Consider the following 23,677-nt stretch of genomic DNA (forward strand, 5'->3'; position numbering starts at 1 on the left):
CCCCCCGGCCGGCCGGAATCCTCACCGAGGATTCCGGCCGGCCGCCGTGTGCTCACGCAGGCGGCAACCGATCGGCACCGTACGTGGACCGGCTCTGCCTCCTACGGCCGCCACCGTATGGGGCATGACCCGACTGCACATGTTCCTTCTGCTCGCCGTCGTCGCGCTCAGCGTGCTGGCCCTGATCGACTGCCTGCGCACCGACCGGTCGCGGGTCCGGTCGTTCCCGCGTGCCGCGTGGGCCGTGATCATCCTGCTCGTCCCGATCAGCGGTCCGGTGGTCTGGTTCCTCGGTGGTCGTGCCGCGTCGGCGCCGCTCCTCGCCGTGAACGCTCTCCGCCCGATCGGGCCGGACGACGACCCCGAGTTCCTCCGCATGCTCGCCGAGCAGCTGCGCCGCCGCTGACCGCGCGCCACCTCCGAGTGCCACCGCGGCGCTGACGGCCGGCACGCCCGCGATGGCCTCCGACGGTGCGGATGTCACCGCGCCCGTCGGGCGCTACCGGCTCGACTTCACCAAGCTCTGGGACGGTCAGAGCGCCACCCTGACCGCGCTGGAGGTCTCCGACGACGTCTCGGCGCGGCAGGACATCCGCCAGTTCGTCGACTGGGGGGACGGCGACTTCACCTACCTCGACGGTGACGAGACGTCGGAGCGGCATCAGTTCTTCAATCCCGGCTCGTACACCGTGACCGTCCGGGTCACCGACAGGGCGGGCCCGGTGCGCCCGACCGCGAAGAACACCTGGCAGGTCACGATCAAAGGCCTCAAGAAGGGTACGTTGTACGCCTTCTACGCCGCCGTCGACAAGGACGGCAACCAGTCCGAGGTGAAGGTCAAGAAGCAGAAGTTGACCCGCTGACCCGGTTCTGAACGTCTGTCCGGCCCATGCCGTCCGGCCCGGCCGGCGGGGATGATCACCCCCGCCGGTCGGAACGACGATGGGAATGAGCTGGTGGGAGAAGACAGCGTCACGGCAGCGCCGAGGCGGCCCCGGTGGAAACGGGCGCTGACGGCCTCGGTGTTGCTGGTCGCCGGCGCCGCGGCCGCCATCGTCTGGTGGGGCCGGCCGCAGCTCGGCGAAGGCGGCCTCATCGCCGCCGGGGACGGCATGACGTGGGCGAACGACGGCGTCGCGAACACCCGCATGCTGGTGAAGGGCAAGCCGGTCGATACGGTCACCGCCACTTTCAGCATCCGGAACAGCGGGCGTCTGCCGTTCACCGTGCACGGCCTGGACGCGGCCGACTCGGACGACTGGCTGTCCCGGCAGCAGGTCACCTTCATCGCGGGTCACCCCGGCGAGGACGCGAACGCGACGCCACGGCAGCAGGTGACCCTGGGCCCGGGCGATGAGGCCACCGTCTTCTGGTCGCTCGACATGCATTGCCGGCCGCCGCTGGCCGAGGGCGTCCGCGGGGAACTCGACGCCCTGCGGTTCCGGGTGAGCTGGTGGGGCTTCCCGGCGAGCCGTGCGCTCGAACTGGAGCAGCCGATCACCTTCGTCGGTGACGACGTACCCGCGCCTCAGCCCGGGCCGGAGTGCCGCACCTGAATCAGGTTCATCCGCACGTGGGGTTACGCACCCGGCCGGATGAAAGGCAATAAAAACCATAAAAGCCCTAAATCATGCCGGTACGGTTCAGGCGTGACTACCAAGAGAGACCGTTCAGGTACTTGGAGTAACCTCGCGGCCGCTGTGGTGGCTTTGACGGGGTTGCTGATGCTCCTCGTCGTCGCCCCCATGCGTGCCGAAGCGCGACCCGCGTTCGCTCCTGATGCCGACCTCGCCGCGAAGGTCGACAAGCGGAACGTCGTGCCCGGCGAGGACGGGCAGATCGCCATGCGCCCCGGCGGGCACGTGTTCGCGACCGTGAGTCGCGGGACGGTGCGGCAGTGGAGCTCGCGGACCGGGCGCCCGGTCGGTGCGCCGATCATCGGCCACACCGGGCCGATCCACTCCGTGGCCTACAGCGCCGACGGCAGGCGGCTGGCGATCGCCGGCGATCATGACGTCTCGCTGTGGGACGCCGCCACCGGGCAGCGGGCCCTGCCGCCGCTGACCGATCACGCCGGGCCCGTGCGCTCGGTGGCGTTCAGCAAGCCCGCCCGGCTGATGGCCACCGCGGGTGACGACGGCACGGTGCGGCTGTGGAATCCGGTCACCGGGGAACCGGTCCGCACCATCGCCGCCAACCCCGGCGGCGTGCACCTGGTCGTGTTCAGCGAGGACGGCGACCGGCTCGCGACCTCCGGCGCCGGCGATGTCGTGCGGTTGTGGGACACCCGCACCGGCCGGCCGGTCAGCGAGGTGCTCGAGGTGAAGCCGGGCCCGGTGTACGCGATCAGCTTCAGCCCCGACGGCAGGCTCTTCGCCGCCTCCGGTGGCGACGACAAGGTGCGGCTGTGGGATCCGGCCACCGGCGAGTCGGCGGGCAAACCGCTGGTCAGCTCGTCCGGGCCCGTCTACGCGCTGACCTTCAGCCGCGTTCGCAAGCTGCTGGCCACCTCCTCCGGTGGCGACAACACCGTGCAGCTGTGGAACACGGTGACCCGTCGCCCGGTCGGCAAGCCGCTCGCCGGCCACACCGGACCGGTGCGGGCCATGCGGTTCGGCCCGAACGGCAGGTTGCTGGCCACCGGGGGCGACGACGGGGTCGTACGGGTGTGGAACAGCGGGACGGGGAAGCTCGTGGGCGTGCCTCTGACCGGGCACCGCGGGGCGGTCTGGTCGGTGCGGATCACCCCGAACGGCAAGCGCCTGATCAGCGCCGGCGCGGACGACAAGGTCCGGATCTGGCGGGTCCCCACGAGCGGGTCGCCGCTCAGAGCAGGACGATCATCAACTGGGCGATGAGGACCTTCAGGACCATCGCGATCGGGAACACCATGGCGTAGGCGAGGGCCGGCAGTTCGTTCTTCGTCCGGTCCTCGGCGAAGGTGAGCACGGCGGGGTTGGTGTCGATACCGGCCATGACGCCCATCAGCCAGGACAGTGGCATGCGCAGCAACCGGCCGACGGCGATGCAGACGACCGCGGTGCCGGCCGCGACCAGGGCTCCGGCGGCGATGATCTTCCAGGCATCGCCGTCGGAGAAGCCGCGTACGAGCACGCCGCCGGATTTCAGACCGACCCCGGCGAAGAACAGTGCCACGCCCAGCTGCCGCAGCACCAGGATCGTGGAGCGGGGCTGGTGCCAGGTGATCGGGCCGGTCCGCCCGGCGCGCCCCAGGACCAGGCCGGCGATGAGCGGGCCACCGGCCAGTCCCAGGCGCAGCGTGGCGTTCCCGGTGAGCGGTATCGCGATGGTGCCCAGGAGCAGGCCCAGCGCGAGGCCGAGGGTGAGGCCGGTGAAGTCGACCCTGGTCAGCGACTGGTCGGAGTCGCCCAGCAGGGCCGTCACCTCCGGCATGCGGTCCCGGGCGGCCACCACCCGGACCCGGTCGCCGAGTTGCAGCCGGGTGGTGGGGGTGGCGATGAGGTCGTGGTCGCCCCGCCGGACCCGGGTGATCATCGCGTGGTGGCGGCGCGGCAGGTCGAGTTCGGCGACGGCCATGCCGGCCAGATCCGGGTCGGAGACGGTGATCCGCCGGAAGTCCAGGGTGCCGCGGTCCAGCGACAGCGACGGTGTGACGTTCTCGCCGAGCCGGGCGACGAGGTCCCGGGTGGCGTCGCGGGTGCCGACGATCGACAGCAGGTCGCCTTCACGCAGGGCGGGCACGGTCGCGGCCAGGTGCATGCGGTCGCCGCGCCGTAGGCGTACCAGAAGGGCCTCGCCGTCCTGGTCGAGTTGTTCGGTGAGGTCGCGGATACCGGTGCCGGCCCCCCGGGTGACGAGCAGCGTGCGTTCGACCAGCCTTTTCGGGGCGGGAGCGAGGCGGGTGTTCTCGGCGGCCTCACGCCCGAAGTCGACCCGGACGAAGATCATGTAGGTGATCAGGGCGCCGATCATGGCGATGACGCCGTACCCATAGGTGAGGCTCATGCCGACCGCCGCGTCGTTGGCGAGCCGTCCCCCCTCGGCCGGGTCGATGGCGCGTAGCGCCTCCTGGGCGCTGCCCAGCGCCGGCACGTTGACCAGCGCGCCCGCGAAGACGCCGGCGGCAGTGGCGGGATTCAGGTGGAAGACGGCCGCCGCGCCGACCGCGATCAGCGCCGCGACGGTCAGGACCGCGGCGACGAAGGCGTTGTCACGCAGACCGCGCCGGCGCAGCGCCGCGAAGAAGGTCGGGCCGCTGGCGAGACCGATCAGGTAGACGAACAGGGCCAGGCCGAACTCGTCGGCGAAGTCCGGCAGGCGTAGCCGCTCGTCCAGCGCGCCGATGCCGAGACCGACGAAGAACACCGCGGCGACCCCGAGAGCCACGCCACGGATCCGGATACTGCCGACGAGATGTCCGAGGCCGAGGACGATCGCGCACAGCAGGACCTCGTTGGCCGCCAGAATCTCGATCGGGGACAAGATCACCGTTCATACCCCGTGATCACACTACAAAATCCCGATCCCGGGGTACGGCGAACGGCCGTACCGGGTGAGCCGGTCGATTCCGGGGTTCCGGCATGCGGTGACGATCGACGACGGTGATCTTTCTGTGCTTGCGGGCGGTCGCTACCGTACCGTTCTGTGATTTTGGAAGATCTTGGAAGGGGAGCCATGCCCTCGATCCCGCGCCTCGCGACGGTCGGCCTGATCGCCGCCGTGTCGGTCACCGCTCTCGCCGCGCCCGCGCAGGCCGCCTCCGTCGGCGTCGCCTCGGTGACGTCCGCGACCAAGGTGCAGTTCAAGGCGGCGTCCGGTAAGCGGAGCCGGGTGGTGGTGCTCCGTTCCGGGAACCGGATCACCATCTACGACGAATTCGCCCCGCTCAAGGCCGGGAAGGGTTGCAAGGCGGACAAGAGCGACAAGCGGGCGGTGCACTGCACGACGGCGAAGACGCCGGGACGGGTCACCGTCTGGACCTACGGCCGCAGCGACGAGATCGTCAACGACTCGGACGTGCCGATGACCGCCTACGCTGGAACCGGTAACGACCGCATCATCGGTGGCACGCGCCGGGACCAGATCTCCGGAGAGGCCGGCAACGACAACATCGACGGCGGGGGTGGCAACGACAGCGTCTGGGCCGGGTCCGGCAACGACGTCGTCGCCGGCCGCACCGGCGACGACCACCTGTTCGGCGGCTCCGGCAACGACCGTCTCTACGGCGGCGAGGACGACGACATCCTCCGTGGCGAGACGGGCGCCGACTACCTGAGCGGCGGCGACGGCAACGACTCGCTCGGCGGCGACGAGCCGGCCGGCGGCGTCGCGGCCGACACGCTGTACGGCGGGCCGGGCGACGACCTGGTCACCTACGCCTCCTACACCCGGTCGCTGTCGATCGACGCCGACGGCGTCCGCGGTGACGACGGGCAGTCCGGCGAGCGCGACACGATCGGCGCCGACGTGGAATCCCTGTTCGGCGGGGAGGGCAACGACCGGATCGGCGGGAACGCGGGGGCCGGCTCGTTCATGGGCAACGACGGCAACGACGTGATCAACGGCGGAGCCGGCAACGACTGGCTCGTCGGCGGGGACGGCAAGGACAAGCTGTACGGCGGGGCCGGGGACGACAGCCTGGACGGCGAGGACAGCCTGAAGCAGGTCGCCGACCTGCTCGACGGCGGCGTCAACGGCGCCTACGGCGACGACTGTCACGGCACCCGCCTGGACAGCCGGGTCAACTGCGAGAAGTGATCCGGGCCCGGTCGACGATCTTCGAACGGGGGAGGATGAACATGTCGAGGTCTTCTTCGCTGGGCAGGGCCGGAGTGGCTCTGCTCAGCGCCACGGCGGCGGTGGGTGTCTTCGCGGCGCCCGCCCAGGCCGCCTCCACCGGCATCGTGTCGGTGACCTACAGCAAGGCCGCCGAGGCGCCCTACCTGACCTTCAAGGCCGGCTCGGGCAAACGGAACGCGGTCGTGGTCAGCCGGTCCGGGCGCACGCTCACCATCGACGACCGGGTGACCCTGCGGGCCGGCAAGGGCTGCAAGGCGGTCAAGGGTGACCGGACCCGGGTCCGCTGCGCCATCCCGGCGGACCTCGGTGGGCTCGCCTTCACCCTCGGCGCGGGCGACGACCGCATCACCGACCAGAGCGGCCTGGGCATCTTCGTCAAGGCCGGACCCGGTCGGGACACCCTGGTCGGCGGCACCGGGCCGGACTCGCTGTTCGGGGGCACCGGGTCGGACCGTCTCTACAGCAACGGCGGTGACGACTTCCTGGTCGGGGACACCGGGCACGACACGCTCGCGGCCGGCGCCGGGAACGACTACCTCGACGGCGGCAACGGCAACGACCTGGAGTACGGCGGGGACGGCGACGACACCCTCAGCCAGGGCTACGAGACCACCGCGACGGACGCGGACCGGCTCTCCGGCGGCGCCGGGTCGGACATGGTCTCCTACTCCGGCCGGCAGAAGGCACTCAGCGCCGACGCCGACGGGGTGACGGGCGACGACGGCCGCAGCGGCGAGGGCGACACCATCATCAGTGCCGAGTACCTCGTCGGCGGCCTCGGCGACGACCGGCTCTCCGGCACGGCCGGCGCCGACCACCTGTCCGGTCTGGCCGGCAACGACGTGATCCTCGGCAACGGCGGCGACGACCTGATCGAGGACTACGCCGGCGTGAACCGGCTCGACGGCGGCGCGGGCGACGACGTCATCCGCGGCGGCAGCGGTAACGAGGTGCTGCTCGGCGGCCCCGGCGCCGACCGGCTCTTCGGCAACGCCGGTGACGACCACCTCGACGGCGCGCAGGACGGGACGGTCGACTCCCTGGACGGCGGCCCCGACAACGACGACTGCGTGCTCACCAGCGACCCGGACACCCTGGTCAGCTGCGAGTGACGGGAACGACGAGGGCCGGCATCCCGTGTGGGATGCCGGCCCTCGGCCGTTGCCGCTACCTCAGAATCCGGCGCTCACCCGGGTGAACGCCCAGTCCGCCTGGGCGATGCCGGAGCAGTTGCTGACCACGCCGCCGCCGGCGCAGCCGCGGTCCCGGTTGACCGCCCAGAACGCGAAGCGGGCCAGGCCCTTGCTCGTGGCGTAGTCACGGATCCGGGTCCAGGTCTCCACCGAGGTGACCTCCTGCTGGTCGGAGAGACCGTTCATGCCGGAGATGCCCATGTGCGAGTACGCCTGCGCGTCGGTGTACCCGAACGTCGACTTGAGCACGTTCTTCAGGCCCTCGGTGGCGCCGACGGTCGCGGCGTACATGTCGGAGTGGCCGCTGAAGTCGAACGGCATCTGGGTGAAGACGTCGATGTTCGCGCCCTTCGCCTTGGCCTGCTGGATCAGCCGTACGCCGTGCGCGTTCGGGCCGGTCGTCGTGGTGCCGAAGGTGAGGATGGTCTTCACGCCCGGGTTGCGCTGCTTGACGATCTTCAGCGCGTCCACGATCCGGTCGGCCACCGCGTAGTTCTCGAACTCGTCGGTGTTCTCGATGTCGACGTCGATCGCCTTGAGCTGGAAGGTGTCGATCACCTTCTGGTACGCGCCGGCCAGCGCCTCCGGGGTGGAGCAGTTCGGGCCGAGCTTGTTGCCGCTCCACCCGCCGATCGACGGGACCACGTCGGCGCCGGCCGCCCGGATCGCCGCGATGGTGCTGGCGTGCGCGCCGCCGGTGAGTCCGCTGGAGCCGTCCCAGGCCGGGTTGCAGCCGTTGCTGGCCAGGACGAACGCCATGGTGAACGCCTTGATCCCGGTGGCGTTGACGACCGTGGACGGGGCCGGCGGGTTGCCCCAGCCCGGGTAGATGTACGGCGCGGCGGCCATCTTCGTACCGGTCGAAGGGGGTGTGGTGGGGTTGGTCGTCGGCGGTGTGGTCGGGTTGGTGGTGCCCCCGCAGACGCCGTTGTCGATCCAGACGGCCCACTGGCTGCTGTTGGTGGCCGGGGATTCGTTCTGGGTCCACCACTTGGCGGTGTAGTTGTGGCCGTTCTGCGAGGCCACGTTGTCCTTCACGTAGACCGCGGAGGCGCTCCACGCCGGGGCGCACGCGACGGCCGCGTTCGAGGTGGCCATCGGGAGGATCGCGGCGGCCGCGCCGACCGCCCCGACCGAGGTCACGAGAGCGATTTTCCTGCTCAGCTTCATGGGGATGCTTCCTGGGAGGGGGTGAGAGATCAGGGAAGGGTGGCGAGGTGCGGGTCGATGGTGTTGGCCCACGCGTTGCCGTTGGTGACGTCCCAGTTGATCGACCACGTCATCGCGCCGCGGATGCCCGGGTAGGTGGCCGGCGGCTTGAAGGTGCCGCAGTTGGTGGCCTTGGCCAGGCAGTCGAGGGCGTTGTTGACGACCGACGGGGCGACGTAGCCGCCACCGGCGGCCCGGGTGCTGGCCGGCAGGCCGAGGGCGATCTGGTCCGGGCGCAGCCCGTTCTGCAGCGGGATGCAGGCCAGCGCGGTCAGGAAGTTGACCGTGCCCTGGCCGTACGCGGCGTTGTTGTCGCAGCCCAGCATCGCGCCGGAGTTGTAGTACTGGGTGAAGACGACGGTCAGGATGTCCTTGATGTCGAGCGCCAGCTTGAAGTACGACGACTGCGGGTTCTGCATGTCGATGGTCTGCGGCGCCATCGTGATGATCAGGTTCGCGCCGACCTTGGCCCGCAGGCTGCGCAGCGCGCTCGCCATGTAGGTCGGGTTGAGCCCGTTCTCCAGGTCGATGTCGACGCCGTCGAACCCGTACGTCTGGATCAGCGAGTGGACCGAGTCGGCGAACGCGGTGGCCGCGGCCGCGCTGTTGACGGCGACCGTGCCCTTCTCGCCGCCGACCGAGATGACCACCTTCTTGCCGCGCGCGTGCAGGGTGGCGATGTCCGCCTTGAACTGGGCGGTGGTGTAGCCGCCGACCGCGGTGGCCAGGCCCGGGTCGAGGTTGAAGGTGACCGCGCCCTGGGTGGCGGTGGCGTCCGCGAAGGCGACCGCGATCAGGTCGTACGTGGCCGGGACGTCGGCCAGCTTGAGCGGCGCGGCGCCGTTGTCGAAGTTCTGCCAGTAGCCGGTGAGGAAGTGCTTCGGCAGCGAGCCGTTGGGCGGGGTCGTGGTGGGGGGAGTGGTCGTCGGCGGGGTGGTCGTGGGCGGGGTCGTGGTGGGCGGCGTGGTGGTCGGCGGCGTCGTCGTGGGCGGCGTGGTGCCGCCTCCACAGACGCCGTTGTCCGCCCAGACGTCCCACTGACCACTGCGGACGGCCGGGGACTCGTTCTGCGTCCACCACTTGGCCGTGTAGTTGTGGCTGTTCTGCGAGACCACGTTGCCGTTGACGTACACGGCGGTCGGACTCCACGCGGGCGCGCAGGCCGCGGCGGCCGAGGCCTCGCCCGAGAACCAGGTCGCCGCGCCCCCGGCGACCAGCGCCGTGACCGTTGCGAGGATTACCGATCGGGAGCGCTTCATCGGCGTCCTTTCGAGTGATCTGGGGATTCTCCAATCTTTAGGACTGTTAACAGTAAAAGTAAAGAGTGTGGCGACCTTAAACATCCTTAAATCTCCATGCGTGATCGTGTGGCGACCGGGGTCTACCATCCGGGCATCGATCTTGAAGGGGGACGCGGATGTCCGGGAACACCTGGCTGAGCAGGGCGGCAGCGGCCATGGCCGGCGCCACGGCGGCGGTCGGAGTCTTCGCCGCGCCGGCGCAGGCCGCGACCACCGGAGTGGTGGACGTGCGGTACGCCGAGCCGGGCGACCCCGGGCAGATCGTTTACAAAGCCGGGCCGAGCCGGCGGAACGTCGTCGTGGTCACCCGAACCGGCCGCACCATCACCATCGACGACCGGGTCGCCATCCGGGCCGGCAAGGGCTGCAAGGCGGTCAAGGGCGACAAGACCAGAGTCCGGTGTACGCCCAAGGCGTACCAGGGCGTGAGCGTGTACCTCGGCTCCGGCGACGACCGGGTCACCAACCGCAGCGACGTGCCGATGGTGGCCCTGGGCGGCTCCGGGAAGGACACCCTGATCGGCGGCCCCGACACGGACCTGCTCCAGGGCGGAACCGGCGCGGACCGCCTCTACGGCCAGGGCGGCTTCGACATGCTCTACGGCGAAAGCGGCTACGACCTGCTCGTGGCCGGCGCCGGCGACGACCGGCTGGACGGCGGCACCGGCAACGACCGGGAGTACGGCGGCGACGGCGACGACTGGCACATGCAGGGCGAGGAGACCACCGCCGCGGACGCGGACTGGATCTCCGCCGGTAACGGCACCGACCGGGTCTACTACACCCACCGGACGAAGGGGATCAGCGCCGACTCCGACGGCGTGCGGGGTGACGACGGCCGCAGCGGCGAGGGCGACACCATCATCAGCGCCGAGTCGCTGGGCGGCGGTCATGGGGACGACCGGCTCTACGGCACCGACGGCGCCGACACGCTGATCGGCTTCAACGGCGCCGACCAGATCTACGGCCGGGGCGGCGACGACCATCTGGACGCCGGGCACGACGAGAAGGCGGACCTGCTGGACGGCGGCGACAACGGCACGGCGGGCGACACCTGCGTGGCGCCCGGCGACGACGACACCCGGGTCGCCTGCGAGCACTGACGACGGCCACATCAACGCGGCACGGCCGTGACCGTGCAGATCGACGCGCCGACGTACGCGAAGGGTGGGTGCCACCTTCACGAAGTAGCCGGTTCGCCTCCGAAAGCCGGCCGTGACCAACGATCCCGCTGGTCACGGCCGGCTTTCGGCGTACCGCCATCGTTGTACGTCCTGATAGTCCTATTGGCCGTGTGTTGCCCTCCGCGCCATCTTCCCGGCTGAACGATCGCGACACGTCGTGCCGTACCCCTCGGAGTTACCGGCTTGCGGCCCCTGTGCGACCCCCGTGCGTCAAGAAGGCCCTTCTCGGGAGTTGCTGTGCGACCCGTGCGACCGGCAGACAGGGACATATCCCGGCGTCTCATCGGTCCGGGCTTGCGCGAAGGGGTAGGACATGACGAACGACATCGCGAGTTTGCCCGATGCGGCGGCTGCGGAAGACAGAACGTGGGACAGCGCCTGGGAGTCCCTGTTGGGCGGATTGAACCTGGCGCGGGAGATCACCCGCCTGATCCTGGCTCGCCAGACCAATTCGGTGCGTGGGCACCTGACGGCGCTCGCGGAGTGCGAGTTCTTCCGGGTGGGCTCCGGTGTCACCGCCGAGCACCCGCGCGTGATCCGGGGCAGGGACGCGCTGCTCGAACGTCATCCGAAGAGTGCCGGCGCCTTCAAGGAGGTGTGGCAGGTAGCCGAGGGCGTTGCCGCTCACGGCCATCTGATGCATGCGCTCATCGTGGGCGAGCTGGTGGAGATGGCCGAGGAGTTCGGCTTCCGGCCGGACTCCTCGGCCGACACCGACGTGCGGATCAGGCAGGAGTCCATCTGGTGCTGGTACGAGCTGGTGCTCGCCGGGCTCAACGGTCGGGAATCGGTCGGCAGCACGACCCACGAGCCGAACCAAGGCATCTATCCCAACACGGAGAGCAATCGGGGCCGCAAGGAATGGGCACTTCGCCGGACCCGAGCGGGACGGAACGGGTCTCGGGGTGAGCGGTTGGCGGCCCGGGACATCGCCGAACGGATCGGCGGTTCGATCGAGTCGGTGCCACGGCAGATCGGTCCGGTCGATTCGCTCAGCATTCTCGATCAGATGCTGCCACCCGTTCTGGCTGCCGCAACCCGGCGCAGGCTGGCCCGGCTCACCGGCACCCCGCGGCTGACCACCTATCAGTCCGAGACCGTTCCGGTGCTGGCCAAGGCTATGGGATCGGGCGAGAACCTGCTGCTTAGCTCGGTCACCGGGAGCGGCAAGTCACTGCTGGGTCAGCTCGCGGCCGGGTACGTGGTCGGCCGGAGCGAACCCGGCCACCGCAACAACCGCCGGGCGGTCATCGCGCTTCCGCTCAAGGCGCTCGTCGGTGATGTCGTCGACGAGTTGACCGACTGGTTCAGGGATGCAGGTCTGCAGTTCCGGGTCCTGGGTGGGAGTCGCGACTACCCGGAGAACGTGGAGGACCTCGCCTCGGGGCGATACGAGGTCGCCGTGATGATCTACGAGACCCTCGACGCGTATCTCAGCAGCGGCCAGGACCCGCTCCGGGGCTGCGGCGTCCTGGTCGTCGACGAGCTGCAGTACCTCGACGACGAAGAGCGTGGCCCACGGCTGGAGTCGATGCTGACGAAGGTCCGTCTCAACTACCCGGCACTCCCCATCATCGGCATCAGCGCCGTGTTGTCACCAGCCAGCCGCACGCGGCTGGCGAAGTGGCTCGACGTCGACCAGGAGAGGCACCGGCACACCGAGGAGCGCCCGGTCTCCCTCGACGTCCGCGCCTACGACGGCTTCACGTGGCGCAAACTCCGCGACACCGGCCCGGGCAGCAGCGGGGGAGACGACGCGACGAGCGGCTTGATCGAGGAGGGACAGCTCGACCTGAAGTCGAAGGTGCTGTCGGACTGGAGGCAGGGTGGGGGCGCCGCCCACTCGATCGTCGCCCGCGCCCGAAGCGGCGGCAACGCCCTGGCGCCCGCGGTGGTCCTGCACAAACTCAAGGAGGACCCGGATCTTCGCGTACTCGTCTACACACGCTCGCGAACCAGCGCGGTCTCCCTGGCCACGGCGATCCAGGAAGCCATGGACCGGGAATTCGTCGCGGTCCGGCGGACCCGGACCAACCCGTGGCGGTTCGGCCGGTACCGCGACGAGTCGCTGACCAGCGAGCAGGTCGAGGAACGGCAGCGGCGGCTGAGTCGTACCGCCGCGCACGAAGCCCGCAGGGACGTCGAGATCGCGCTGATGACCGGCTGTGCCTACCACACCCGGCAGCTCACGCGCCCGCTGCGGGAGATCGTTCAGGACGAGTTCCGGGATGGCCTGCTGCGGGTGCTGGTGACGACGGACACCCTCAGCGTCGGCCTCAACCTGCCGGTCGACGTGGTCGTTCTCGCAAGCTCCACGGTGAGTACCGGCGGGTCCGCGGGGGAGCTGCGGTCGTTGGGGCTCGGTGACGTGAAGAATCGCATCGGGCGAGCCGGCCGCCTCGGCCTGAGCAAGGCCGGCGACGCGTGGGTGCTGACCGAGGACGCCGACTACCTGCAGAAGAAACTTCGCCCGAACGACGAGATGGACGCGACGACGCTCAGCACCGTCGACGGCCTCTGGAAGCAGTACGTCTTCCCCCGCCATGGCGGCACCGAGGTGGCGAGCCGGATGGCCGGCGATGCCATGGCGTCCCTCGTCCTGCAAGACATGACCGCACAGGGCCGGAGCAAGCCGCTGGAGATGCATCTCGCCCGGGCGGGGAAGGTCATCGACGCCACCCTCCTGGCGCATCTCGCGCCGCGCGACCTACCGCGCGCCGAGGACGTACTGCGCACTCTGATCCAGCGGGGCCTGGTGGAGGAAATCGGCGCACGCGGATGGCGCGCGTCCCCGTTGGGTGTCGCGATCGCCGTCAACAACCTGCCGCTGCCGACCGCCCCCATCCTGCAGCGGCTCGCCGACATGGCGGTCAGCGGAGCGAGTGAGCTGGATCTGATCGCGGTGGCGGCCACCAGCGATCCGGTACGGCGGCTCAGCTGGATCTCGATGTCGCCCTGGGAACCCGACTGGACGAACGGCGAACTCGAGCGGGAGACCACCGGGTCGGTCGCCCGCCTGCTCTCGCCGATGCGGGCCGAGGGGTATGACGCCCGGATCGCCGCCGAGGAGGAACTGCTCCGCGAGCTTCGGCGGCGCGACCCGAGCGCCGTACTCAAGCGTCTTCCGGACTCCGTCCTTACGGATCACGAGCATGGCGAGGACAGCACCGTGGCCGGTCTGCTGCGCGACTCGGACGGCCTCCGTGACGTGAACGTCGTGTTGCGGGCGATCGTCGCCTACCTGTGGCGGCACGGCGTGCCGTTCGCCGAGATCAAGGGACGGGTGGAGGCCGGCACCCGCTTCGAGCGGGAGCGGCGATGGAGCCGCCGGAATCGGATCACCAAGCAGGTGCGCCGGGTCGAGTTGCATCTCGCCGACGTGGAACAACTGTGCGACCAGTTGAGCAACGTGCTGGGAGCAGCCGACCACGTCGCGCGGCATCGGAAGTCCGGCCTCCGTACTCAGCGGCTGCGCCAGCTCTCTGAGGAGATCTCATCGGGCGTGCCGGCATGGCTGACCCCGCTTCTCGATCTGCACGTCGAGGCCCTGCACCGGGAACGGCTAATCACCCTGTCCGGCGAAGACGAGCCCGAGGATCTGCGGGATCTCCTGACGGCCGGGGGACTGGAGCTGACCGGCGACGAGATCGACGCCGCACGTGCCGCGCTGGACTCCGCCGAACGCCGCCAGCAGGCGCTGCAGGCCACGTTACCGGTGGGTCTGGCCGACAAACCGGTCGCCGATGATCCGGCCGCGCCCACCTATGGCAACTACTTCACCGATCTGAGCCAGGCGGAGGACGTACCAACGGTGATCGACATCCTGACGAGTCTCCTGGAGCACTACCACCTCGAGGTGCAGCCGCTGACCGACGGGGTGCGGTTCCGGCTGCCCACCGGCGAGACCGGCACCCTGATCGTCGCCGCGGAGCGCGTCACCCGGGCGATCGTCGAGGAGACGCTGGTCAGCGAGCACCAGGACGATCAGCCGCGGGCGCTGCTGTGCTTGAAAGGGATGACCGATCGTGCGCGATCGTACGCAGAGTCGGCGCTCGTGCCGGGGCGTACCGTCCTGACCGGCATCGACAGCCTGCTCACTCTGCTCAACCGCTCGCTGCGTGCCGGGCAGGACTCTGGTACGTCGAAGGCGGAGGCGGTCTTCGAGAGCCTTGCGGCGGAGTGCGGCCGGGTCTCGGTCGTCCTGACGTCCGTATGACCGCCGTGCGACCCCGCTTCGCCGATCGACCGCCGGTCGCCCTTGTCATGCGACCCGTGCGTCCCTCATCCATGAAGAGGGTTCTCGGCCGAGGACCCGAGGGTGAGACGACCACCGCGTCCGGCTGTTGGAGGTAGGAGGCGGCGGCCGTCTCGGAACGTCCAGGAGGACGCTCGTGCGCCATCAAATCATCAATGCCGTGGTGGCGGGAGCCACCGTCGGCGACAACGCTCTGACCATCCTGGTCACCGTGGGGCGCCTCGACCCGTACACGGAGAATCTGATCGCGGTGATCTTGAGCTTGACTCTGCTGGTCAACGCGCTGACGCTGCTGATCTGGACGGCTGGGGAAGCAGCCCGGTGACATTGACGGGTGAGTGAAGGACGGGGTGGCTTCCGCGGAAGCCACCCCGTCTCGTCGTGCGTCAGCGCTCGCAGCCGACCGTGGTGTCCGGGCCGGAGACGATGCACCGGTCGCCGAGGGTCACGTGGCTGCCGCCGTCCAGCAGGTCCGCGTCGAGGTCCCACTCGCCGATCTCGTCGTCGCCGGCCTCGCCGTAGATCCGGTCCCGGCCCTCCAGGCCGATCAGCACGTCGTCGCCCGCGCCACCGCGGAGCACGTCGTCGCCCATGCCGGAGTCGAACCGGTTGGCGGACGCGTTGCCGGTCAGCCGGTCGTCGCCGTCGCCGGTGTAGACGTCCTCCACGTCGGCGCCGACCGTGTCGTGCTCACCGGCCTGGCCGTCGTCGCGGGCCGAACCGTCGAGGTCGACCGTGACGCCGTTGCGGTAGGTCGAGTAGATCACCGAGTCGCGGCCCGGCCCGCCGCGGATGACGTCGGCGGTGGGTTCGCCCAGGCCCGGCTCGTCCCCGCGGAGCGAGTCGTTCCCGGAGCCGCCGTCGATCCGGTCGGAGCCGAGCTCACCGCTGAGGAAGTCGTCGCCGCTGGAGCCGAGAAGGACGTCGTTGCCGCGTTCGCCGAGGATGCCGTCCCGGCCGGCGCCGCCGTTCAAGCTGTCGCCGCCGGTCCCGCCGTAGATCAGGTCGTCGCCGCCGTATCCGTGGATCCGGTCGGCTCCGGAGCCGCCGCGGAGGATGTCCGCTCCCGGCCCGCCGCGGATCGTGTCGCCGCCGGTCCCGCCGTCGGCGGTCATGCCGAGACCGGTCCGGTTGACGATCGTGTCGACGCGGTCGCCGGTGGCGATCCGGATCCGGGTCGGTGCGGTCGTGGTGCGGCAGACGACCCTGGTCCGGTCGCCCTTGACGGCCTTGCAGCCGGCGCCGGCCTTGACCGCGACCCGGTCGTCGACCGTGATCCGGTTGCCGGACCGGGTCACCACGACCCGGTTCTGCGCGCCTTTCGCGGCGGTGTAGAGCACCCGGGTCCCGGAGACCCGGGCGTTACCGGCCGCGGCGGCCTCCGCCGGCACGGCCACGACCAGGCCGCCGAGCAGGGATGTGAAGAGAACGGCTCCAAATCTGGTGGATCGTCGCATATGGGTTCACCTCGTGATAGCGAGACCGGGATCACACAGGGAAACACATCGATGCAACGGCCCGCGGGTCAGCTGTCCTTGTTCACCAGGCCGGGGTTGTCCAGCAGGAACGAGGCGACCCGGTCCTCCCGGACGGCCTTGAAGAAGTCGTCGGCCGTCGTCGCCGGCCGGAACTCCTCGCCCAGGTAGTCGCCGTCGGACTCGAACTTGCCGCCGCCGGGGAGCTTGATCGTGGTCATGTCGTCGACGTTCACGCCCTTGAGCGCGAACGCCCACTCGAGTGGGTCGTTCCCGCCGCCCGCGAAGGTCAGCGACTCACCGGCCGCGTCGAGGATCTTGGTGAGCTTCTTGACGTCGGTGATGACCGACTTGCTCATCGCCTCCTTGGCCATGGCCTTGATGAACTGCTGCTGGTGGCGCTGCCGGTCGTAGTCGCTCATCGGGACGCCGGCGTTGGGGTAGCGCTGCCGCACGTAGTCGAGCGCCTGCCACGGCTGGAGCCGGACCGGCTTGCTGCTCTTCTTGTAGGACGCCTGCGGCCCCGTGTACGGATGCGGACAGTCACTGGTGACAGGGCAGCTCGACTTGCGCGGCCGCTGCTTGCCCTCGGGTGTCAGGTGCTCCGACTTCACGTCCATGTCGATGACCATGGAGACGCCGCCGAGCGCCTCGACCATCTTCTTGAAGCCGCCGAAGTTGATGATCGCCGCGGCGTCGAACTTGTCGATGCCGGTGTAGTTGCGGACCGTCTTGGAGAGCAGCTGGAAGCCGTTGACGACGTCGATCTTGCCGTTCACCTGGCTGCCCAGCGCCATCGCCGAGTTGATCTTCCCGCTGTGCGCGCGGACGCCGGACTTCGCGTCGGCCGGGATGTCCACGTACAGGTCGCGGGGCATGGAGAACAGGTAGGCCGTGCTCATGTCCGCGGGGATGTGCGCGATCAGGATCGAGTCGGACAGCGGCGGCGTCGAGGGCTTCCGCGGGTCGATGCCGACCAGCAGGATCGTCAGCGGGCCCTTGATCTCCTTGTCGGCCGGCGCCGCCTGCGCCGCGCCGTTGTCGAGCAGGTCGTTGTTGGTGAAACCGCCGGTGTACTTGGCGACCAGGGCCTGGCCGCCGACCATGGTCCCTCCGCTGACGACCATGAGTGCGCATCCGGCACCGGCACACAGCCGCGCCCACAGGGGTGTGCGGCGCTTCGCGGACTTTGGCAACCCTGTCTCCAACCTCGATGTGGGCGATGCGGCGGGTGACACCTTATCTGAGAGATTCCACGGCACGGGCCGGTCGATGGTTCATCGGAGGTCGCTGTGCGTTTCCTGTTATCCGACGGTTCCGGAACCCGTCGTCATTGACTGGCGGTCATCGAACTTTAAAGATTGTTACAAATAAAGTTCAGCTTCCCTCTCCCCCGGAGGATCCCCATGCGGAAGTTACGAGCCCTCCTCGGCGCGGCGACCGTCGCGCTCACCCTCGCCGGAACGCTGACCATCACGTCACGCGGAGACACGGCGGACGCCGCCATCGGCCCGGTGACCTGGTCGGACGAGTTCAACGGCGCGGCCGGAGCGGCGATCGACGGATCGAAGTGGAACTTCGACGTCGGCGGTGGCGGCTTCGGCAACAGCGAGCTGCAGTACTACACCAACTCCACCAGCAACGTCCGCCAGGACGGCCAGGGTCACCTGGCGATCACCGCCCGTAAGGAAAATCCGGCCTACTATCAGTGCTGGTACGGCACCTGTCAGTACACGTCGGGCCGGATCCTCACGTCCGGAAAGTTCACGCAGAAGTACGGTCGGTTCGAGGCCAGCATCAAGGTCCCGAAGGGGCAGGGCATCTGGCCCGCGTTCTGGATGCTCGGCGACAACCTGGGCAGCGTCGGCTGGCCGCAGTCCGGCGAGATCGACATCATGGAGAACGTCGGCAAGGAGCCGAACAAGCTCTACGGCACCATCCACGGGCCCGGCTACTCCGGCGGCGCCTCGATCGGGGGCAGCCGGACCCTGGGCGCCCCGCTCGGCGACGCCTTCCACTCGTACGCGGTCGAATGGTCTCCGAATCTGATCGTCTGGTACCTGGACGGCGCCGAGTACTTCCGCGTCACCCCGGCCTCGCTCGGCGGCCGCCAGTGGGTCTTCGACCACCCGTTCTTCATGATCCTGAACGTCGCGGTCGGCGGTAACTGGCCGGGCAGCCCGGACGCGAGCACCTCGTTCCCGCAGACCATGCTGGTCGACTACGTGCGCGTCTCGGCCTGGAACGACTCGACCACGCCGCCGCCGGCCACCGGCAACGCGCTGAAGAGCAACTTCAACGGCCGCTGCATCGACATCCCCGGCGCCAACGCCGTCGACGGCGCCCGGCTGCAGATGTACGACTGCAACGGCAGCGCCGCCCAGCAGTGGACCTTCGCGAGCGACGGCACCCTGCGCGCCATGGGCAAGTGCATGGACCCGGCCGGCGGCGCGCTGGCCAACGGCACCCCGATCCAGCTGGTCACCTGCAACGGCAACCCGGTCCAGCGGTTCACCCTGTCCGGCGCCGGTGACCTGGTGAACATCTCGGCGAACCGGTGCGTCGACATCACCGGATGGAACAACACCAACGGCGCCCCGCTCCAGCTCTGGGACTGCGGCGGCACCGCCAACCAGAAGTGGGCCAGGGCCTGATCCCGCCCCCGCTGGGAGACCGGATCACCGGTCTCCCAGCGGACGGACGTCCGCCTCGGTCAGACCCCATCGCTTCCAGAACAACTGATCCATCTCACGTTTGCCGGCGGCGATCTTCCCGAGAGTCGCGGTCCGCTCGCGGTCGGCCACGTCGGCCAGATCCCGGTGCAGTTTCCGGAGATCGGCCATCTTGGCCGTCACCGAGTCGTGGAAGGCGCGATCCTCCTGGTCCGTCAGATCCAGGGCCGGGACCGGTACGTCGGGGATGACATCCGTGCCCCGGGCGAAGTAGCCGCCGCGGAACGGACTGCCCCGCTTGCGCAGGAAGAACTCGACCGGCGCCTGATCGAGCAGCGCCAGGAGGAAGTCCAGCGAGATGCCGGTGTCGCGCGGGTAGAGGGCCACCTCACCGGCCGTGCCGCCCGAGGAGTAGACGACGCCGGTCTCGTCCAGCCCGTACTTGTCGCCCTTCTGGTTCACCGAATAGATGATCTTCGGGGACCGGGCGCAGTAGTCGGTGGCCTGCTTGCGGCCGTACGCGTAGAAGGTCTGCTGCCGGGTGCTCTCGTCCATGTTCCGCCCGCGCATGCTCTCGCTCTGCGCCGACAGATACTTCCAGGCCAACGGGTACGCGGACCGCATCTCCGCGACCGGGATGAGGTCGAGGCCGCGGTACGGGAAGATGATGCGCGCGTCGGGCAGCACCGCGTGGTAGGACCGGACGGTACGCGAGTCCTCCAGGTACGGCCGGGTGATGCCCAGCTCGACCGTCCACGTCCGCCCGTTCTTGACGAAACTCACCAGGTCGTTCTCGACCACCGGACGGTCCAGCACGTACACCCGGTTCCGGCTGGTCTGCACGCCGTTGCGGGCGTCGGCCAGCTCGGCGAGCGGAATCGACCGGCGCCGGAGCGCGGCCAGCACACGAGCCTCCCGGTCGTCCGCGGCCAGCACCCACGCGGCGCACGGGTCGGCCGGCAGCATGCCGTCGGTGACCAGGACACCCTCCGGGTCCGGTCGCGCGTACTCCCCGACCGAGCCCGGCTCGCTGTAGGTGAAGCCGTCCCGGTGGCCGCGCCGCGCGACCAGGGCGCACACGTAGATCGACTTGCCCGGGAAGATCTGCGTGTTGCGGAAGTTGGCCAGCCGGACCGGGCGCACGTCGTCACGCAGGCGTTCCCGCAGCTTCTCCCCGGTCACCAGGGTCATCCACTTGTTCGGGATCACCACACCCAGGCAGCCGCCCGGGCGCAGCCGGTCCAGCCCGAACTCGACGAAGGCGAAGTACTTGTCGAACTGCTTGTGCAGCAGGCGGTAGTTGCGCCGCAGGTAATCGAACTCGGGCAGATCGAAAGCGCGCATCTCCTCCGTCTTCATGTACGGAGGGTTGCCGACGACGAGGTCGAACCCGGCCGGCAGCCGGTGATCCTCGAGGTTGAGCGGCCGGGTGTGCGCCAGCTGCTCCTCGGAGGCGCCGGGCAGCTCCCGGACCAGCGTGTTGCCGTGCACGATGTTGGCCGTCAGGTCGGGCAGTATCCGGTCGCCGGGCGGGAGGGAGGCGCTCGACTCGTCCTCCAGCAGGCGTACGAGCAGCCCGAACCGGGCCACCTCGACGGCGTTGTAGTCGACGTCGATGCCGAAGAAGTTCTCCGCGAGGAACCGGCGCTTCTCGGTGAAGCGCAGTCGCCACTCGTCGTCGCCGGTCTTGTAGACCTGCGTGGAACGGGCCTCGGCCAGCCGCCGGGCGTGCCGGTCGGCCAGCACGTCGAAGGCGTGCAGCAGGAACCGGCCCGAACCGGTGGCGAAATCCAGCACCTTCGGCTCGGTGTTCTCCGGCGCAAGCTCGGCGACGGCGTCCCGGACGACCGTGGCGACCACGTCCTCGGGTGTGGTGACCACCTCGCGCCGCGCGTACTCCAGCTTCTTGTTCAGCGCGACGCGCGGTGCGCCGGTCCGGCCGATCGTCAGGTGCTCGGCCAGCGACGCCTCGTAGACCAGGCCGAGGAAGTTCGCGTCCAGCACCGCGAAACTGAACGGTGAATACGGCGCGTACAGGTTCTCGACGATGCCGCGCAGCAGTCCACTGTCGACCTGGAGGGCGGGATCCCGGTCCGGCGACGACGACTCGAACAGACCGGTGTTGTACCGCTTGTCCAGCCTGCTGAACAACTGGACGATATCGGTCCGCGGCCCGCTGAACGCCTTCCGCAGAACCTCCGCACCCTCTATGCCGCGGTCCTCGCACATGCGCACGAAGATCAGCCGGTTCAGCAGGCGCTGCACCAGATCGTTGAGCAGCGGGACGGCGATGTCCGGGCGGCGGCCGACGATGTCGTCGCCGAGGGCGACCCGCCACCGGTTCAGCTGGTCCACGAACGCCTCGTCCGCGGGGACGCGCTGGACGCCGGCGACGCCGAACCGGGTCGACCACTTCGGGTCCAGCACCGCGTCGCGGCCGAGAACCGAACCGATGGCGGCCCAGTCGCCGACGAAGTCCGAGTAACGCCAGTGGTGCAGCCGGCACACGGTCGGGCCGTCGGTCTTCCCGGCCGGCACGGTGGTGTCGTAGACGCAGAGATCACGGAAGTTGGTCAGCACCACGATCGGGTGGCCGGCCGTGTAGCCGTACGCCCGCGCCTGGAAGACGCTCGCCATGTCCGTCGTGATGTCCACCGACGGCTTCTTCGCCTCGACGTAGAGGACGCCGGTCCCGTTCCGTCGCAGCGTGTAGTCGGGTTTGCCGGCGGCCGACTGGCGGCTCTGCTCCCGGACCACGTCCTTGACGGACGGCGCCAGGCCGGCCCGGTTCTCCACGTCCCAGCCCAGCTCACGCAACAGCGGGTCGATGAACTCGCTGCGCGCGTCGGATTCGAGATACCTCTGCCGGGGTGCCACGTACTGGGGCTCGCCGACGGTGAACCTGTCGACGAGGGAACGCAGCGCCTCCGAGGGCAGCTCGGTCAACGGACCTCCCGGGCTCAGATCGCGACTGACCGGTTCCGGTCAAGACGGCGCTGGAGAAGCGTACGACGTGCGTCCGCGAGAGTGGCGAGAACCGAGTCGTCCAGGCCGTCCACCACCTTCGCCAGCCGCCGGTCCGTCTCCTCGACCAGCAGGCTGTCCTTGTCCGGATCGGTGGACCGGGAGATGCCGTCCAGCCGCTCCAGCTCGTCGGCGAGCTCGTCGGCCACGAAGGTCCGCAGCCGGGCCACCTCGCTGGGCACCAGCTCCAGCACCCCGCCGCCGAAACTGCGGCCCTCGATCTCGGCACTCAGGATGGTCAGCGAGTTGTGGAACGACGCCGCCACCGCCGGGCCGCGCCGCGCGTACGCCGTGGTGAGCCGCCCCTGGTAGATCGTGTCGGTGGTGATCGCCGACACGGTGTTGAGGACGACCCGGGGGAACAGGTGCGAGCGCTTGGAGAGCAGCAGCTCGGCGGGCGCGACCACGGGCACCCGGTACCACGGGCTACGGATCCGGCACTTGTACCGCTCGTGCAGCAGATCCTCCTCGCCCAGGCCCAGGTAGCCGGTGGGGCCGGGCGCCTCCATCGGGTCCGGTGCGGTGGAGGAGAAGTCCAGGAGATGACCCTTGCTGCCCCCGCTGCGGATCAGGTCGTGATCCTCCTGGGTGAAGACCAGGCCGGGCGCGTTGCGGATGCGGGGCAGCAGCGGCCTGGCCCAGGGCGCCAGCTCGTACTTCTCCACGGTCGCCTCGTCCACCGAGAAGAAGTCGTTCGCGCCGGTCACCGTGGCGACGCTGAACCGCACCGCGCTGCCGAGGCCGATGCAGCCCGGCAACTGCGAGGCGCCCGTGTACGCGTCCGCCTGGGCCGGAGTCAGCAGGAAGTTCGTCCACGTGGGCGCGCCCGGCCGAACCTGATGACTCCAGGCCGGGCGATCTCCACTGTGGTCGAACACGCTGAGGGTCGCCGTCTCGGCGGAGGCGTCGCGCCGCCGCCCGCTGAGCACCACGACCTCCTGGAGCACCCCCGGGAAGGAGTTCGGCGGGAACAGGTCGATCTGCAGCTCGGTGGTGTGGGTGAGCAGCCAGTCCCGGACCATCGAGGCGGAGATCCCGGTGAGGAACTCGGCGGGCAGGATGAAGGCGAACACCCCGCCCTCACGCAGGCAGGAGATGGCCTTCAGCAGGATCGGGATCCACAGGTTGGAGACGCCCTTGAGAGTCACGCCGAGGTGCGTGGCGACCGCCTCCGCCTTGCGCCGCTCGTCGGCGTCGACGAACTGGAAGCGGACGAAGGGCGGATTGCCCACCACCACATCGAAGGACGGCGCCAACCGGACGTAGTCGTCCAGAAAGCTGCCGTGGTGCACGTGCAGGCTCTCGCCGAGGGCCGCGCCGCTGTCCCGGCACGCGGCCGCCTCCGGCTCCAGGATCTCGACGGCCACCACATCACCGACCCGCTCGCGAAGCGGGTGCCCGGCGATGCCGCGCAGGAACGCCCCGTCACCGGCGCTGGGCTCCAGCACCCGGAGGGCATCGGTGCCGGTCACCAGCGCGGAGACCCGCTCCAGGCACACCCGCACGAGCCCGGCCGGTGAGTAGAAGCCGCCCCGCAGCTTGTCGGCGGAGACCTCACTGGCCAGCTTCACTGCGGATCTCCC

17 protein-coding genes are annotated in these 23,677 nt (G+C 69.7%); 10 read left to right on the plus strand and 7 right to left on the minus strand.

Annotation, left to right across the window (positions count from 1 at the left end; all coding sequences use genetic code 11):
• Nucleotides 1-124: 124 nt before the first annotated feature.
• From J5X75_RS18565 to J5X75_RS18580, 4 genes are all read left to right on the plus strand, one after another.
• Entirely contained in the window at nucleotides 125-406 is a 282-nt protein-coding gene (locus tag J5X75_RS18565) for a PLD nuclease N-terminal domain-containing protein (protein ID WP_208468656.1), read from the plus strand.
• 52 nt (nucleotides 407-458) lie between these two features.
• A complete protein-coding gene (locus J5X75_RS18570) occupies nucleotides 459-863 on the plus strand; it encodes a PKD domain-containing protein (RefSeq protein WP_208468657.1) in 405 nt (134 codons plus the stop codon).
• A 93-nt stretch (nucleotides 864-956) separates the two neighbouring features.
• A complete protein-coding gene (locus tag J5X75_RS18575) occupies nucleotides 957-1,556 on the plus strand; it encodes a hypothetical protein (RefSeq protein WP_208468658.1) in 600 nt (199 codons plus the stop codon).
• A gap of 168 nt (nucleotides 1,557-1,724) precedes the next feature.
• Nucleotides 1,725-2,858 (plus strand): WD40 repeat domain-containing protein, encoded by a 1,134-nt coding sequence (locus J5X75_RS18580; RefSeq protein ID WP_208468659.1) that lies wholly within the window; start codon nucleotides 1,725-1,727, stop codon nucleotides 2,856-2,858.
• On the opposite strand, the gene J5X75_RS18585 is transcribed toward J5X75_RS18580, so the two are convergent.
• Entirely contained in the window at nucleotides 2,827-4,470 is a 1,644-nt protein-coding gene (locus J5X75_RS18585) for an aspartate:alanine exchanger family transporter (RefSeq protein ID WP_208468660.1), read from the minus strand. The genes J5X75_RS18580 and J5X75_RS18585 overlap by 32 nt on opposite strands.
• A 186-nt stretch (nucleotides 4,471-4,656) precedes the next feature.
• Between J5X75_RS18585 and J5X75_RS18590 the strand changes: the two genes are divergently transcribed.
• Both J5X75_RS18590 and J5X75_RS18595 read left to right on the plus strand, forming a co-directional pair.
• Nucleotides 4,657-5,739, plus strand: a complete 1,083-nt coding sequence (locus J5X75_RS18590) for a calcium-binding protein (protein ID WP_208468661.1) — start codon at nucleotides 4,657-4,659, stop codon at nucleotides 5,737-5,739.
• Nucleotides 5,740-5,780: 41 nt separating this feature from the next.
• Nucleotides 5,781-6,893: a calcium-binding protein gene (locus tag J5X75_RS18595; RefSeq protein ID WP_208468662.1), complete on the plus strand. Its 1,113-nt coding sequence runs from the start codon at nucleotides 5,781-5,783 to the stop codon at nucleotides 6,891-6,893.
• 60 nt (nucleotides 6,894-6,953) lie between these two features.
• Here J5X75_RS18595 and J5X75_RS18600 read toward each other — a convergent pair whose 3' ends face one another.
• Together J5X75_RS18600 and J5X75_RS18605 are read right to left on the minus strand one after the other, a co-directional pair.
• Nucleotides 6,954-8,117 (minus strand): carbohydrate-binding protein, encoded by a 1,164-nt coding sequence (locus J5X75_RS18600; protein WP_307798143.1) that lies wholly within the window; start codon nucleotides 8,115-8,117, stop codon nucleotides 6,954-6,956.
• 56 nt (nucleotides 8,118-8,173) lie between these two features.
• Nucleotides 8,174-9,442, minus strand: a complete 1,269-nt coding sequence (locus tag J5X75_RS18605) for a chitinase (RefSeq protein WP_208468664.1) — start codon at nucleotides 9,440-9,442, stop codon at nucleotides 8,174-8,176.
• Between the two features lie 158 nt (nucleotides 9,443-9,600).
• On the opposite strand from J5X75_RS18605, the gene J5X75_RS18610 reads away from it, so the two are divergent.
• From J5X75_RS18610 to J5X75_RS18620, 3 genes are all read left to right on the plus strand, one after another.
• Nucleotides 9,601-10,587 carry a calcium-binding protein gene (locus J5X75_RS18610; RefSeq protein WP_208468665.1) on the plus strand — a complete coding sequence of 329 codons (987 nt, stop codon included), beginning with the start codon at nucleotides 9,601-9,603 and terminating at the stop codon, nucleotides 10,585-10,587.
• A 394-nt stretch (nucleotides 10,588-10,981) separates the two neighbouring features.
• A complete protein-coding gene (locus J5X75_RS18615) occupies nucleotides 10,982-14,884 on the plus strand; it encodes a DEAD/DEAH box helicase (protein WP_208468666.1) in 3,903 nt (1,300 codons plus the stop codon).
• A 175-nt stretch (nucleotides 14,885-15,059) separates the two neighbouring features.
• Nucleotides 15,060-15,248 (plus strand): hypothetical protein, encoded by a 189-nt coding sequence (locus J5X75_RS18620; protein ID WP_208468667.1) that lies wholly within the window; start codon nucleotides 15,060-15,062, stop codon nucleotides 15,246-15,248.
• A 61-nt stretch (nucleotides 15,249-15,309) separates the two neighbouring features.
• Here the strand turns inward: J5X75_RS18620 and J5X75_RS18625 are convergent, their stop codons facing one another.
• Both J5X75_RS18625 and J5X75_RS18630 read right to left on the minus strand, forming a co-directional pair.
• Nucleotides 15,310-16,380: a calcium-binding protein gene (locus J5X75_RS18625; RefSeq protein WP_208468668.1), complete on the minus strand. Its 1,071-nt coding sequence runs from the start codon at nucleotides 16,378-16,380 to the stop codon at nucleotides 15,310-15,312.
• A gap of 68 nt (nucleotides 16,381-16,448) precedes the next feature.
• A complete protein-coding gene (locus tag J5X75_RS18630; RefSeq protein ID WP_208468669.1) occupies nucleotides 16,449-17,525 on the minus strand; it encodes an LCP family protein in 1,077 nt (358 codons plus the stop codon).
• Nucleotides 17,526-17,804: 279 nt separating this feature from the next.
• Here J5X75_RS18630 and J5X75_RS18635 point away from each other — a divergent pair, with 279 nt between their 5' ends.
• Nucleotides 17,805-19,052, plus strand: a complete 1,248-nt coding sequence (locus tag J5X75_RS18635) for a glycoside hydrolase family 16 protein (protein WP_208468670.1) — start codon at nucleotides 17,805-17,807, stop codon at nucleotides 19,050-19,052.
• Between the two features lie 24 nt (nucleotides 19,053-19,076).
• Here J5X75_RS18635 and J5X75_RS18640 read toward each other — a convergent pair whose 3' ends face one another.
• Both J5X75_RS18640 and J5X75_RS18645 read right to left on the minus strand, forming a co-directional pair.
• The gene (locus tag J5X75_RS18640) at nucleotides 19,077-22,016 is read right to left on the minus strand and encodes an Eco57I restriction-modification methylase domain-containing protein (RefSeq protein ID WP_208468671.1); all 2,940 of its coding nucleotides are present in this window, start codon (nucleotides 22,014-22,016) and stop codon (nucleotides 19,077-19,079) included.
• A gap of 14 nt (nucleotides 22,017-22,030) precedes the next feature.
• Nucleotides 22,031-23,665 (minus strand): Eco57I restriction-modification methylase domain-containing protein, encoded by a 1,635-nt coding sequence (locus J5X75_RS18645; protein ID WP_208468672.1) that lies wholly within the window; start codon nucleotides 23,663-23,665, stop codon nucleotides 22,031-22,033.
• Between the last annotated feature and the right edge of the window lie 12 nt (nucleotides 23,666-23,677).

Origin of the sequence: Actinoplanes flavus, assembly GCF_017592555.1 — a bacterium.
Taxonomy (GTDB): domain Bacteria; phylum Actinomycetota; class Actinomycetes; order Mycobacteriales; family Micromonosporaceae; genus Actinoplanes; species Actinoplanes flavus.

Bases quoted from the DNA above. Each gene is read 5' to 3' on its own strand.
- J5X75_RS18635 (WP_208468670.1), top strand. From the start codon at position 17,805: ATGCGGAAGTTACGAGCCCTCCTCGGCGCGGCGACCGTCGCGCTCACC.
- J5X75_RS18625 (WP_208468668.1), bottom strand. From the start codon at position 16,380: ATGCGACGATCCACCAGATTTGGAGCCGTTCTCTTCACATCCCTGCTC.
- J5X75_RS18570 (WP_208468657.1), top strand. From the start codon at position 459: ATGGCCTCCGACGGTGCGGATGTCACCGCGCCCGTCGGGCGCTACCGG.
- J5X75_RS18615 (WP_208468666.1), top strand. From the start codon at position 10,982: ATGACGAACGACATCGCGAGTTTGCCCGATGCGGCGGCTGCGGAAGAC.
- J5X75_RS18565 (WP_208468656.1), top strand. From the start codon at position 125: ATGACCCGACTGCACATGTTCCTTCTGCTCGCCGTCGTCGCGCTCAGC.
- J5X75_RS18605 (WP_208468664.1), bottom strand. From the start codon at position 9,442: ATGAAGCGCTCCCGATCGGTAATCCTCGCAACGGTCACGGCGCTGGTC.
- J5X75_RS18595 (WP_208468662.1), top strand. From the start codon at position 5,781: ATGTCGAGGTCTTCTTCGCTGGGCAGGGCCGGAGTGGCTCTGCTCAGC.
- J5X75_RS18580 (WP_208468659.1), top strand. From the start codon at position 1,725: ATGCTCCTCGTCGTCGCCCCCATGCGTGCCGAAGCGCGACCCGCGTTC.
- J5X75_RS18590 (WP_208468661.1), top strand. From the start codon at position 4,657: ATGCCCTCGATCCCGCGCCTCGCGACGGTCGGCCTGATCGCCGCCGTG.
- J5X75_RS18630 (WP_208468669.1), bottom strand. From the start codon at position 17,525: ATGGTCGTCAGCGGAGGGACCATGGTCGGCGGCCAGGCCCTGGTCGCC.
- J5X75_RS18610 (WP_208468665.1), top strand. From the start codon at position 9,601: ATGTCCGGGAACACCTGGCTGAGCAGGGCGGCAGCGGCCATGGCCGGC.